Source organism: Streptomyces sp. NPDC001222 (assembly GCF_042896945.1).
Taxonomy (GTDB): Bacteria; Actinomycetota; Actinomycetes; order Streptomycetales; family Streptomycetaceae; genus Streptomyces; species Streptomyces gibsoniae.
In genome coordinates this window covers 67,544-79,767 of the sequence record NZ_JBIAXT010000010.1, presented here as the reverse complement: position 1 = coordinate 79,767, position 12,224 = coordinate 67,544, and the positions used below count along the sequence as shown (strand labels likewise).

The following is a 12,224-nucleotide window of genomic DNA, read 5'->3' as shown; positions in this document are numbered from 1 at the left end:
CCGCATATCTACGACAACTGCCGTATGGTGCCGACGACTTGATCTACCGCAGACGGGCCATGAGGGCATGTTCGACCAGGGTGATCAGGGCACTCTTGGCGTCCGCGCGGTGGCGGGCGTCCGTCGTGATGATCGGGGTGTCCGGTCCGATCTGCAGCGCCTCGCGGACCTCGTCGGGGTTGTAGGGCTGGTGCCCCTCGAAGCCGTTGAGGGCGACGACGAAGGGCAGGCCCGAGTTCTCGAAGTAGTCCACGGCCGGGAAGCAGTCGGCCAGACGGCGGGTGTCGACCAGGACGATGGCGCCGATGGCGCCGCGTACCAGGTCGTCCCACATGAACCAGAAGCGGTCCTGGCCGGGGGTGCCGAACAGGTACAGGATCAGGTCCTGGTCCAGGGTGATACGACCGAAGTCCATGGCCACCGTGGTGGTGGTCTTGTCTCCGGTGTGGGTGAGGTCGTCGATGCCCGCCGAAGCGGACGTCATGACGGCCTCGGTGCGCAGCGGGTTGATCTCCGAGACGGCGCCGACGAACGTGGTCTTGCCCACGCCGAAGCCGCCCGCGACCACGATCTTCGCGGAGGTGGTCGCCCGCCCGCCGTCAGAGCTTGCGAAGTCCACTGAGCACCCTTTCGAGCAGTGTCACGTCCGGCGCACCGCCGTTGTTCTCGTCGCCACCCGGCTGGTGGATCGCGACGAGACCGGCTTCCGCGAGGTCCGCGACGAGGATCCGGGCCACACCGAGCGGCATGGCGAGCAGCGCCGACACCTCGGCCACCGACTTCACCTCGCGGCACAGGTGGCAGATCCGCTGGTGCTCCGGCAGCAGTCCCATCAGCTGGGCCGGGTCGGCCGTCGTGCTGATCAGCGCCTCGATGGCGAGCTGGTAGCGCGGCCGGGTCCGGCCGCCGGTCATCGCGTAGGGACGTACCAGCGGCTGGTCGCCCTCGTCCCCGTACGGCTCGGCGTACGGATCATGATGGGCGGTGGGCGGGGTCATGAATCCTCCGGGCGGGACAGCAAGTCGGTCAGTCGTGCCGTCTGACGGGGCCGGTGGGGGGATTGTGGCGGCCGGACGGTGATTTGGTGAGGTGGGTGGTGCCGGGACCTATCAGTGGAGCAGACTGCCCTGGAGCTCGGCGCGCAGGTCGGGCGTGAGGACCGCCCCCGCGCGGTCGACCAGGAGCGCCATCTCGTAGCCGACGAGGCCGATGTCGCACTCGGGGTGGGCGAGCACGGCGAGCGACGAGCCGTCCGAGACGGACATGAGGAAGAGGAACCCGCGTTCCATCTCGACGACCGTCTGTGCGACGGCGCCGCCCTCGAAGATCCGGGAGGCGCCCGCGGTCAGCGAGGTGAGCCCGGAGGCGACCGCCGCCAGCTGGTCGGCGCGATCGCGCGGGAAGCCTTCCGACAGCGCCAGAAGGAGTCCGTCGGCGGACACGACGACGGTGTGGGACACCCCGGGGGTGTTGTCCACGAAGTTGGTGATCAACCAGTTGAGGTTCTGTGCCGCCTGGCTCATCGGGCTCAACTAACGCTCCTGCTGGTGAGTGGGGCTGGGGAAGCTGCCGGTCTGGCCGGTACCGGCCTGGCGACCCTGAGCGATGCCCCGTCGGAGATTGGTCAGCCGGCCGCGTACGTCGTCAGGCGAACGCGAGACCTGCGGACCGGTTTGGTGCTGTTGCTGCTGAGCCGTGCCCGGTACGAGGTTCGCACGCGGGACCCGGCGCGGTAGGCCGGAGGTGGTGATGCCGCCCGCGGCGGGCTGCCGCACGCGCTCGGCCTGGCGGACGAGGTCGTCGTTCGGCGAGGTGCGCCAGGCCGCGCCGGCGGCGGCCGGACGCTGGGGTGCCGCGGGGGACGGCTGCGGCTGTTGCTGCGGGGCCTGCGGCGCGGAGCCGTTGCCCGGCTGCTGCCCCTGCCCCTGCCCGCGGAACCAGTTGGTCTCCAGCGTGTCGTACAGCGGCGTGCGCCCGTCACCGGGACCCGGCGCCGGCGGCAGCGCCTCGGGCTCCTGGCGGCGCGGCGGCTGCTGCTGCGGACGGTGCTGGGCCGGCGGCAGGGACGTGCCGTAGCCGTCGCCCGCCGGCTGCGGGCGCTCGAACTGGCCGGTACCGGCGGAGTCCTGGCGGTTTCCGTAGCCCGGGGCGGCGAACTGACCGGTGCCGGAGGCGTCGTAGCCCTGGGCCGGGTACTGGCCGGTGGCGGCCGGGTCCTGGGCGCGTCCGGGCGCCGGGAACTGGCCCGTGTCCTGACCGCGGCCCTGGGCCGGGTACTGGCCGGTGTCCTGACCACGGCCCGGCATCGGGAACTGGCCCGTGTCCTGACCGCGGCCCTGGGCCGGGTACTGGCCGGTGTCCTGACCACGGCCCGGCATCGGGAACTGCCCGGTGCCCTGGCCACGGCCCTGGGCCGGGAACTGGCCCGTCGCGCCGCCCGGGTTCCCGCCGCCGAAGATGTCCTGGCGGACGAACTGGCCGCCGTTCTGCGCGGAGTTGGCGTCCGGGCGCGGGAACTCGGGAGCGGCGGGGAGTCCCTGGCGGTCGTCGACACGCGGGATCTCCGCGGTCGCGCCCGGGCCCTGCCGGTCGTCGATCCGCGGCATGGGGGACGTCGAGGTCAGGGCGTCCGGCTCCTCGTGGCCGCGCGGGGCGTCCAGCGAGGCACGCGGCACCGGTGGCTGCGCGTTCTCGTCGCTCCAGCTCGGGGTGCGCTGCTGCTGGTTGCCACCGGGCAGCTCGGCACGGGCACCGCCGCGGCCGGGCAGCTGCGGACGGCGTCGCCCGCCGCGCTCCTTGGGCTGCTTCTGCTTCTGCTGCGGCTGCTGTGGCTGCTGTGGCTGCTGCTGCGGAGCGGCCGCCGGGGTGCTGTCGCCGAAGCCGGCCGGGCGCGCGCCCGGGGCGCCGTCGCCGAAACCGCCCTGCCGGGAGCCGGAGTCCTGGAAGGAGCCGTTCTGACCGAAGGCGCCCGAGCCCGGCCGACCCTGCTGCTGGGAGCCGGGGCGGCCGCCGGGGGTGTTGCCGGGGAGCGCGGCCCGCGGGCCCGCTCCGGGACCCACCTGCCCGCGCTGCGGGGCGGCACCCAGTGCGGAGCCGCCGGACGAACCGGTACCGAAGGACGAACCGCTCTGCTGGGCCTGGCGACGCGCCGCCGCCGCGCCCGCGGCGGCCTGCGCGGCGGCCGGACCGCCCGAGGAGGGCGCACCGGGCTTGCCCGGAGCGGGCTTCTTGCCGCCCTGGGCGACGTCGACCGGGAGCATGACCAGCGCGGTCGTACCGCCGGAGTCGGAGGGCCGCAGCTGGATGCGGATGCCGTGGCGCTGCGACAGACGACCGACCACGAACAGACCCATGCGCCGGGACACCGACACGTCCACGGTGGGCGGCGAGGCGAGGCGCTCGTTGATCTGGGCGAGGTCCTCGGGGGACAGACCGATACCCGTGTCGTGGATCTCGATCAGGACGCGGCCGTCGGGCAGCGCGTGACCGGTGACCTTGACCTTGGTCTGCGGCGAGGAGAACGAGGTGGCGTTCTCGAGCAGCTCGGCGAGGAGGTGCACGAGGTCGTTGACGACGCGGCCGGCGACCTCGGTGGTCGGCACGGCGGCGAGCTCGATGCGCTCGTACTGCTCCACCTCGGACGCGGCGGCACGGAGCACGTCGACCAGCGGGACCGGGCGGGTCCAGCGTCGGCCGGGCTCCTCACCCGCGAGGACGAGGAGGTTCTCACCGTTACGGCGCATACGCGTCGCGAGGTGGTCGAGCTTGAACAGCGAGGACAGCTGGTCCGGGTCGGCCTCGCGGGACTCCAGTTCGGAGATCAGCGACAGCTGGCGCTGGATCAGACCCTGGGAGCGGCGCGAGAGGTTGGTGAACATCGCGTTGACGTTGCCCCGGAGAAGGGCCTGCTCGGCGGCGAGGCGGACCGCCTCGCGGTGCACGTCGTCGAAGGCCGCGGCCACCTGGCCGATCTCGTCCCGGGAGTGCACACCGACCGACTCCACGGACGTGTCGACGTCCTGCGGGTCGGACTCGGACAGCTGCTTGACGAGCTCGGGCAGACGGTCCTGGGCGACCTTGGTGGCGGTCTCCTGCAGACGGCGCAGCGAGCGGATCATGGAGCGGGCCACGACGAAGGCGCCTACGAGGGAGACACCGAGGACGAGCAGGACCAGCGCACCGGAGATGATCGCCTCGTTCTGGGAGGCGCTCTTCAGCTCGCGGGCCTTCTGCTCCATCTGCTCGAGCAGCGTGCCCTCGATCTTCTTCATCTGGTCGAGCTTGGTCGAGTCGTCGTCGACCCAGTCCTTGTACGAGCGCTTGTCCTGGTTGCGCATACCGGACGTGCTCTTCAGGACGCGGCTGGCGTACTGGTCGGCGGCCTCGATCGTCGGGCTGCCCTGGTCGATCGGCTTCGTCAGGTCCTCGGCACCGTCGCCGTAGATGCTGCGGAAGCTGTCGAGCTCGGAGTCCTGGCTCTCCAGGGCCGACAGGGCGTACTGCCGGTCGTTCTCGGAGAGGTTGCCGAACGTGTCGATGTTCGCGGGCAGGGCGGCGGCGATCACCGCACGCTGCATGGAGGCGTACTCCTTGGCGGTGGAGAAGGCCGCCAGCGCACGGGTGCGCTGGATCATCTCCGGGTTGCTGGTGGCCTCCGCCATGTCCTGGGAGAGGCTGAGCAGCTGCGTGATCAGACGGTGGTACGCCTCGACCGTCTGCGTGGAGTTCTTCGGGTCCTTGTAGGCGGTGGCCCGGATCGCGCTGAGGTTGTTCAGCTCGCTCGCGATGCCGACGACGCTGTCGCGGACACCGGAGAGCTGGCCGCTGTCGGAGGCGTCGCCGATCTCCTGGGTGCCCTCCAGGAAGGAGGAGCGGGCCCGGTTGGTCTTGTCGCGGACACCCTTGACCGTGTAGTCGGACGCCGTGGCGCCGTGGGCGAGCGGACCGGCGGACTGGTCGCGCTCCTCCTGGAGCGCGGCGGCCAGCTGGGTCGCCTGCTTGGTCATGTCCGTCAGCAGCTTCATGTTGTCGAGCTGCTGGATCTGGTCCATGTTGTCGCTGATGCGCAGGGCACCGAGCGAGGTGGCGGCGACCACGGGGAGCGCGAGCAGCGACACCAGGCGCGTGGAGATGCGCCAGTTGCGCAGTGCCAGGCGCGTGCCCGGGTCGAGTGATGTCTTTGTCTTCGGCGGGGCCGGCGGCGTGGGTGCCGTGGGGCCCGCCGCGGGCGTGGTGGGGCGCCCGGGCCGCTCGGGACCACTGCCGGCCGCGGCCGGTCCTGGGTTCTGGGCGTGCTGGGGCGAGGAACCGCGGTCGGTCCCGCCATGCGGCTCCGGCTCGGCCGAAGCGCTGCCATCCCTCTTGAAACGTCCCTGCACTAGCGTCGCAACCTCTGGACCAGGCGTCCCCCCGCGTGAACGGACGGGACGGTGTCGGCGTCTTGAGGGGCGTCCTGAATTACGCCCCCCGGGTGGTCGTGAGTGACCGGCGCTGGCTCCCCCTCCCCGTCGCTGCCCGGCGCTACGTTGCGCCCCCTGCGCGCCGGTGCGATCCCGCGGCGGTCCGTGGAATTCCAGCACAGTGCCGGATCTCCAACAAGGCCAACGGGCGAGGCTGTGACCTCCGTGACACCTTGTGAGTGCTGTGTCACCAGGCGTAGAAAGTGATCTCGCGCATAACGGACGTATGCCCACGAGTTATTGAGACGGGTCAGGTGTCCCAGTCGCCATGATCAGGAGCGGAATGCAGGGTTCAATCAAGCAATGTCCGTTTTGTCGTGACGTGAACGCGAAGTGAATTGACCCTTTTATCCGTGCCCCAGTGAGGAAACTCACACGGCGATCACGGCCTCTTCGCGGCTTCGGTGGGGAATTGCATGTTTAGCCTGACGCTTTACAGGGATGGCGAATCCGACAACTCGCGCCCCGGTGTCGGCCCGTGCCGCCCGCCCGGCGCCCCTCACGACAAGGTCAACGACAACAGTGAAGACCACGATGATGTTCCGCACCATAGCCAACCCGCGGCGCACGACGCTGGTGCACCTCGCCGACGCCGAGGAGCTGCAGGCCCCGGCGGCTCCGGAGCACTCCGTCGACCTTCCCACGCAGACCGCCAATCCCAAGCGCACCATCCTCATGAAGGTCCCGGTCCAGGCCTCCGCCGCGGAGTAACCGGTCCAGGGCCGCGGAGCGGCCGATCAAGGCCTCCGCCACCGCTTGATACGCGCGCCGGGCGCCGCTTGCTCAATGCCCCACGACGGCCGCACCGCGGCCCACCGGGCCGGCCGCTCTCCGTGGCCGAGCGCCCACGCGCCCCGGCCCCCAAGCCGGGCGGCGTCCGGAGCCCGTCTCCCCGCGCGGCCGCGGTGGCGTCGGCGGTAAATGCGCGGGGTCCCCCCTTGCTGCCGCGTTAGCCTGGAGCGTCAGACTCCAGCCAGCTCAGTTAAGGGGCGCAAGGATCCCGTGCGCATCGCCAGATTCTCCATCGACGGGAACGTCGCCTTCGGCGTGGTCGAGGGTGACAAGCCGGACGAGCTCGTTCTCGACATCATCAAGGGCATCCCGTTCGCGGAATTCGAGCTCTCCGGCACGAAGGTCCCGCTGAGCAAGGTCAGGCTGCTGCCGCCGGTGCTCCCGAACAAGGTCGTGGCCTTCGGCCGCAACTACGCGGAGCACGCGCGCGAACTCGGCAACGAGGTCCCCGAGGCCCCGTTCGCCTTCTTCAAGCCGTCCACCTCCGTGATCGGCCCCGGCGACGAGATCGCCTACCCGTCCTTCTCCGAGGAACTGCACCACGAGGCCGAGCTGGCCGTGGTGATCGGCCGTATGTGCCGCGAGGTGCCGCGCGAACGCGTCAAGGACGTGATCCTCGGCTACACCTGCGCCAACGACGTCACGGCGCGCGACGTCCAGCGGCGCGAGAAGCAGTGGGCGCGGGCCAAGGGCTTCGACACGGCCTGCCCCCTCGGCCCCTGGGTGGAGACCGACCTCGACCCGGGCGACCTCACCATCCAGCTCACGGTCAACGGCGAACAGCGCCAGCTCGGCCGTACGAGCGAGATGATCCACTCGATCGAGGATCTGATCGTCAACATCACCGAGGCCATGACGCTGCTCCCCGGCGACGTGATCCTCACGGGCACCCCCGCTGGGGTCGGCCCCCTCAACGTCGGCGACGAGGTCGCCGTCACCATCGAAGGCATCGGCACTCTCACCAACAAGGTGATCAAGCGTGGCTAACGCGAACGTCCGCGTCCGTTTCTGTCCGTCCCCGACCGGCAACCCCCACGTGGGCCTGGTCCGCACCGCCCTGTTCAACTGGGCGTACGCCCGTCACACCGGCGGCACGTTCGTCTTCCGTATCGAGGACACGGACGCTGCCCGGGACTCGGAGGAGTCCTACCTCCAGCTCCTGGACTCGCTGCGCTGGCTGGGCTTCGACTGGGACGAGGGCCCCGAGGTGGGCGGCCCCCACACGCCGTACCGCCAGTCCCAGCGGATGGACCTCTACAAGGACGTCGCCAAGAAGCTCCTGGACGGCGGACACGCCTACCACTGCTACTGCACCACGGAGGAGCTGGACGCCCGCCGCGACGCCGCCCGCGCCGCCGGGCAGCCGTCCGGCTACGACGGGCACTGCCGCGACCTCACCGCCGAGCAGGTGGCGGCGTACGAGGCCGAGGGCCGGGCGCCCATCGTCCGCTTCCGCATGCCCGACGAGGCGATCACCTTCACGGACCTGGTCCGCGGGGAGCTGACCTTCACGCCGGAGAACGTGCCGGACTACGGGATCGTGCGAGCCAACGGCGCGCCCCTGTACACGCTCGTGAACCCGGTCGACGACGCCCTGATGGAGATCACCCACGTCCTGCGCGGCGAGGACCTGCTGTCCTCCACCCCCCGCCAGATCGCGCTCTACAAGGCGCTGATCGAGCTGGGCGTGGCGAAGTCCGTGCCCGCCTTCGGGCATCTGCCGTATGTCATGGGCGAGGGCAACAAGAAGCTGTCCAAGCGTGACCCGCAGTCGTCGCTGAACCTCTACCGGGAGCGCGGCTTCCTGCCGGAGGGCCTGCTCAACTACCTCTCCCTGCTGGGCTGGTCGCTGGCGCCGGACCGCGACATCTTCTCGGTCGACGAGATGGTCGCCGCCTTCGACATCGCCGAGGTGAATCCGAACCCGGCCCGCTTCGACCTGAAGAAGGCCGAGGCGATCAACGCCGATCACATCCGTCTCCTCGAGGTGAAGGACTTCACGGAGCGCTGTCGGCCGTGGCTGAAGGCCCCGTTCGCGCCCTGGGCTCCGGAGGACTTCGACGAGGCGCAGTGGCAGGCGATCGCCCCGCACGCCCAGACCCGGGTCAAGGTCCTCTCCGAGATCACGGAGAACGTCGACTTCCTGTTCCTGCCGGAGCCGGTCTTCGACGAGGCCTCCTGGACCAAGGCGATGAAGGAGGGCAGCGACGAGCTGCTGCGCACGGCGCGGGAGAAGCTCGAGGCCGCCGACTGGTCGTCCCCGGAGTCCCTGAAGGAGGCAGTCCTGGCCGCCGGCGAGGCCCACGGCCTCAAGCTCGGCAAGGCCCAGGCCCCGGTCCGTGTCGCCGTCACCGGCCGTACGGTCGGCCTGCCCCTGTTCGAGTCCCTGGAGGTTCTCGGCAGGGAGAAGACGCTCGCCCGCATCGACGCGGCGCTGGCGAGGCTGACGGCGTAGGCGCTCACGCAGCGGGCGTCGGCACCGTCGGACGCCGACCACAGGGCGGCAGCCATCACGGCTGCCGCCCTGCCGTTTCCCGTCTTCGCCCCTCCGCCTTCCTCGAAGAGCCGCGTGTGTCAGTCCCGGGGACTACCGTTCGGGCAGTGCAGACGCGCGGCCGCCGCGGGGCCGAAGTCCCCCGGGCCGCCTGCGGATCCGACTCCCGCACAGCCCTGATGGAAAGGCGCCCTCATGCCGATGCCCGCCCGTGACTACGCGTGGCTCTTCACCCCCGGCAGCACGTTCCGCTACGAGTCCGGAACGATCGGCACGATCGGCGTGGCCGACGGCGGCGAGCTGTGGCTGCCCACGGGCCGGGTCGTGGCCTGTGACCCGTTCGTCTACCTCGGCCAGGACGACATGGAGCCCTTCACCGTCTCCGTCGCGCCCGGCCGCTACCGCGTCGACGCCGCCGTGGCGACGCTCACCCAGCCGGACGAGCCGCCGTCCGACCGGCCGCATCTGCGGGTGGCCGCGGCGCGCCTGGTCATTCGCGACGAGCCCACCGCCGTGTGGGAGCCCGCCCTGCTGCCGGGCCAGGACGCCGACGAGCTCGGCGAGGACGAGTTCTACGGCTACGGCGTGGACGCCGGCACCGGCTGCTTCTACGACGCCGCGGCCGAGGGCACCTTCCACGAAGGGGAGGGCGACGAGGGGCCGCTGTGGGACGTCTTCGAGGACAGCGACTGGGCCCCCGGCCCCCATGTCGTCATCGCGCCGGACACCGGCCACACCGTGGCCGCCTTCACCTCCGGATGGGGGGACGGCTGCTACCCCACCTGGATCGGCCGTACGGCGGCCGGTGAGGTCACCTGCTTCGTCACCGACTTCTTCGTGGCCCCCGACCCGTCCGAGGCCGAGGAGCCGAGCGGGACTGCCGCCGCCACCGGCTGACCGGCTACCGTCGTCAGAGGCCGGTCAGGGCCATGAGCCGGAGGTGAACCGCGTGCGGATCGAGGCCGTCGTCTGGGACGTCGACGACACCCTCTTCGACTACACCACCGCCGACCGCGCCGGGATGCGCGGGCATCTGGCCGCGGAGGGACTGCTCGCCGGGTTCGGGAGCGTGGAGCAGGCCCTCGACCGGTGGCGGCGGATCACCGATCTGCAGTGGGCCCGGTACGCGGCCGGGGAGGCCTCCTTCGAGGGGCAGCGCCGGGACCGCGTACGGGTCTTCCTCGACCGGCCGCTGACCGACGACGAGGCGGACGCCTGGTTCCGGCGCTATCGGGATCACTACGAGGCCGCCTGGGCGCTCTTCCCGGACGTCCTGCCAGTTCTGGACGCCCTCGCCGCCAGCCATCGGCACGCGGTGCTGTCCAACTCCAGCGTGCACATCCAGGAGTACAAGCTGCGCACCCTGGGCGTCCGCGACCGCTTCGAGGCCGTGCTGTGCGCCGCTGAGCTGGGCGTCTCCAAGCCGGACGCCCGGGCCTTCCGCGCCGCCTGCGACGCGCTCGGGCTCGCCCCGCCCCAGGTCGCCTACGTCGGTGACCACCCGGAGATCGACGGCCGCGGCGCGGCCGAGGCCGGGCTGCTGTCCGTGTGGATCGACCGTGCGGGTGTGCGTGTCGTCACGGACGCGGAACCCGCCGCGCGGCCCGAAGGGCCCGCCGGCCTGCACCGGATCGCCTCCCTCGACGAACTCCCCGCGGTCCTCGGCGCGGATACCCGTTTTGGAGCGCCGTCCACCTTCGGGTAATGTTCTTCCTGCGCCGCCGGGGAGCGGGCCGAAAGGCCGGAAACCGGAGGCGCGAGCTAGAACAAGAACCCCTAAGGGGCTTGCGTTCCAGTGGCCTATGGTGTAATTGGCAGCACGACTGATTCTGGTTCAGTTAGTCTTGGTTCGAGTCCAGGTAGGCCAGCTCGCAGAGCTCATCTGCATGCGCGGATCTCATCCGCAAGCCCCCGTTGTGTAGCGGCCTAGCACGCTGCCCTCTCAAGGCAGTAGCGCCGGTTCGAATCCGGTCGGGGGTACAGATCCTTCCCGCGAGGACAGCTGGGTCGCTCCCGCTGCTCTCGATGCAGGATCGCTAGGGCCCCCGTTGTGTAGCGGCCTAGCACGCCGCCCTCTCAAGGCGGTAGCGCCGGTTCGAATCCGGTCGGGGGTACGGTCTGGTCTAAACCACATTGGTCTATGGTGTAATTGGCAGCACGACTGATTCTGGTTCAGTTAGTCTTGGTTCGAGTCCAGGTAGACCAGCTCGGATCTGCGGAAACGTAAGATCCTCGCCCCCGTTGTGTAGCGGCCTAGCACGCCGCCCTCTCAAGGCGGTAGCGCCGGTTCGAATCCGGTCGGGGGTACACGGTAGGCAGGGCCTCCACTTCGGTGGAGGCCCTGCGGCGTTTCCGGACCCGGCGCGGCCCCGGGGTGGTGCGGTGCCCGTCGTCGGCCGGGTCGGCGGACCAACTCCGGGTACGGCACCAGCACTTCGGTGTCCCAGTCGTGGCTGCTGTTGCTTCCGAGGCTGATGTTTCTCGTGTGGCGAGTGCCCGGGCCCGGGCGTCCTGCCCGTGTCTCCCGGAAGAGGGCCTGCCGCGGCGTTGAGGCCGGCCCTCTCCCTGCCGCCCGGTCGCCGGACGGTCAGCCGGAGCGGCGCAGCGCCTCGGACAGGCGGGCGGCCGCGTCGATGACCGCCTGGGCGTGCATCCGGCCCGGGTGGCGCGTCAGACGCTCGATGGGACCGGAGACGGACACCGCGGCCACCACACGATTGGAGGGGCCGCGTACGGGCGCGGAGACGGACGCCACGCCCGGCTCGCGCTCCCCGATGGACTGGGCCCAGCCCCGGCGCCGTACACCCGACAGGGCCGTCGCCGTGAAGCGGGCGCCCTGCAGGCCGCGGTGCAGCCGCTCGGGCTCCTCCCAGGCCATCAGGATCTGTGCCGAGGAGCCGGCCTTCATCGTGAGCGTGGATCCCACCGGCACCGTGTCCCGCAGACCGGACAGCCGTTCCGCGGCGGCGACACAGATGCGCATGTCCCCCTGACGGCGATAGAGCTGCGCGCTCTCGCCCGTGACGTCGCGCAGGTGGGTCAGCACCGGGCCCGCCGTCGCCAGCAGGCGGTCCTCGCCCGCCGCCGCGGCCAGCTCCGCCAGCCGGGGGCCCAGGATGAAACGGCCCTGCATGTCGCGCGCCACCATACGGTGGTGTTCCAGTGCCACGGCCAGGCGGTGGGCCGTGGGTCGTGCCAGTCCGGTGGCGCCGACCAGACCCGCGAGGGTGGCCGGACCGGACTCCAGAGCGCTCAGGACGAGGGCCGCCTTGTCCAGAACGCCGACGCCGCTACTGTTGTCCATGCAACGATACTCACGTCTCACTCTGTGAAACGCAAGTTCAATTTTCCGTGGAACCCGCCACCCTGGAAGACACGGCGGCCCGCGTACCAACGGGCCCGGCGGCACACGCCCGGTCACCAGGGGTACGGGCGCTGCCACCGCAAGATCTCTAGTTGGGTCGGTGCACTCTCTGCCG

Annotated in this window: 10 protein-coding genes and 5 tRNA genes; 10 read left to right on the top strand and 5 right to left on the bottom strand. The window is 70.9% G+C overall.

The features are described from left to right. Nucleotides 1-43: 43 nt before the first annotated feature. From ACFY2Z_RS16245 to ACFY2Z_RS16230, 4 genes are all read right to left on the bottom strand, one after another. Complete coding sequence (locus tag ACFY2Z_RS16245) at nt 44-619, bottom strand: ATP/GTP-binding protein (RefSeq protein WP_365162758.1); 576 nt, start codon at nt 617-619, stop codon at nt 44-46. Beyond that, entirely contained in the window at nt 600-998 is a 399-nt protein-coding gene (locus ACFY2Z_RS16240; RefSeq protein ID WP_055493544.1) for a DUF742 domain-containing protein, read from the bottom strand. The genes ACFY2Z_RS16245 and ACFY2Z_RS16240 overlap by 20 nt, the downstream gene beginning before the upstream one ends. A 111-nt stretch (nt 999-1,109) precedes the next feature. After that, complete coding sequence (locus ACFY2Z_RS16235) at nt 1,110-1,523, bottom strand: roadblock/LC7 domain-containing protein (RefSeq protein WP_390744911.1); 414 nt, start codon at nt 1,521-1,523, stop codon at nt 1,110-1,112. 9 nt (nt 1,524-1,532) lie between these two features. Next, nucleotides 1,533-5,378, bottom strand: a complete 3,846-nt coding sequence (locus ACFY2Z_RS16230; protein ID WP_390744806.1) for a nitrate- and nitrite sensing domain-containing protein — start codon at nt 5,376-5,378, stop codon at nt 1,533-1,535. A 603-nt stretch (nt 5,379-5,981) separates the two neighbouring features. Here ACFY2Z_RS16230 and ACFY2Z_RS16225 point away from each other — a divergent pair. From ACFY2Z_RS16225 to ACFY2Z_RS16180, 10 genes are all read left to right on the top strand, one after another. Then, nucleotides 5,982-6,170 (top strand): hypothetical protein, encoded by a 189-nt coding sequence (locus ACFY2Z_RS16225; RefSeq protein ID WP_390744805.1) that lies wholly within the window; start codon nt 5,982-5,984, stop codon nt 6,168-6,170. 291 nt (nt 6,171-6,461) lie between these two features. Further along, nucleotides 6,462-7,238 (top strand): fumarylacetoacetate hydrolase family protein, encoded by a 777-nt coding sequence (locus tag ACFY2Z_RS16220; protein WP_390744804.1) that lies wholly within the window; start codon nt 6,462-6,464, stop codon nt 7,236-7,238. After that, nucleotides 7,231-8,706 carry a glutamate--tRNA ligase gene (gene gltX, locus ACFY2Z_RS16215; protein ID WP_390744803.1) on the top strand — a complete coding sequence of 492 codons (1,476 nt, stop codon included), beginning with the start codon at nt 7,231-7,233 and terminating at the stop codon, nt 8,704-8,706. Before ACFY2Z_RS16220 ends, gltX begins: the two co-directional genes overlap by 8 nt. A 234-nt stretch (nt 8,707-8,940) precedes the next feature. Next, a complete protein-coding gene (locus ACFY2Z_RS16210) occupies nt 8,941-9,642 on the top strand; it encodes a DUF4241 domain-containing protein (protein WP_390744802.1) in 702 nt (233 codons plus the stop codon). A gap of 52 nt (nt 9,643-9,694) precedes the next feature. Further along, nucleotides 9,695-10,450, top strand: a complete 756-nt coding sequence (locus tag ACFY2Z_RS16205; protein ID WP_390744801.1) for an HAD family hydrolase — start codon at nt 9,695-9,697, stop codon at nt 10,448-10,450. A 91-nt stretch (nt 10,451-10,541) separates the two neighbouring features. Beyond that, nucleotides 10,542-10,613, top strand: a tRNA-Gln gene (locus ACFY2Z_RS16200). 39 nt (nt 10,614-10,652) lie between these two features. Continuing rightward, nucleotides 10,653-10,725, top strand: a tRNA-Glu gene (locus ACFY2Z_RS16195). 61 nt (nt 10,726-10,786) lie between these two features. Then, a tRNA-Glu gene (locus ACFY2Z_RS16190) sits at nt 10,787-10,859 on the top strand. 20 nt (nt 10,860-10,879) lie between these two features. Next, nucleotides 10,880-10,951 (top strand) — tRNA-Gln (locus ACFY2Z_RS16185). A 28-nt stretch (nt 10,952-10,979) separates the two neighbouring features. Beyond that, nucleotides 10,980-11,052: transfer RNA gene (locus ACFY2Z_RS16180), tRNA-Glu, on the top strand. Between the two features lie 280 nt (nt 11,053-11,332). Here ACFY2Z_RS16180 and ndgR read toward each other — a convergent pair. Then, nucleotides 11,333-12,049, bottom strand: a complete 717-nt coding sequence (gene ndgR, locus ACFY2Z_RS16175) for an IclR family transcriptional regulator NdgR (protein ID WP_009320373.1) — start codon at nt 12,047-12,049, stop codon at nt 11,333-11,335. Between the last annotated feature and the right edge of the window lie 175 nt (nt 12,050-12,224).

What these genes read in the sequence shown, in the direction of transcription:
- ACFY2Z_RS16240 (WP_055493544.1), bottom strand. Translation starts at nt 998, where the DNA reads ATGACCCCGCCCACCGCCCATCATGATCCGTACGCCGAGCCGTACGGG.
- ACFY2Z_RS16235 (WP_390744911.1), bottom strand. Translation starts at nt 1,523, where the DNA reads ATGAGCCAGGCGGCACAGAACCTCAACTGGTTGATCACCAACTTCGTG.
- ACFY2Z_RS16210 (WP_390744802.1), top strand. Translation starts at nt 8,941, where the DNA reads ATGCCGATGCCCGCCCGTGACTACGCGTGGCTCTTCACCCCCGGCAGC.
- ndgR (WP_009320373.1), bottom strand. Translation starts at nt 12,049, where the DNA reads ATGGACAACAGTAGCGGCGTCGGCGTTCTGGACAAGGCGGCCCTCGTC.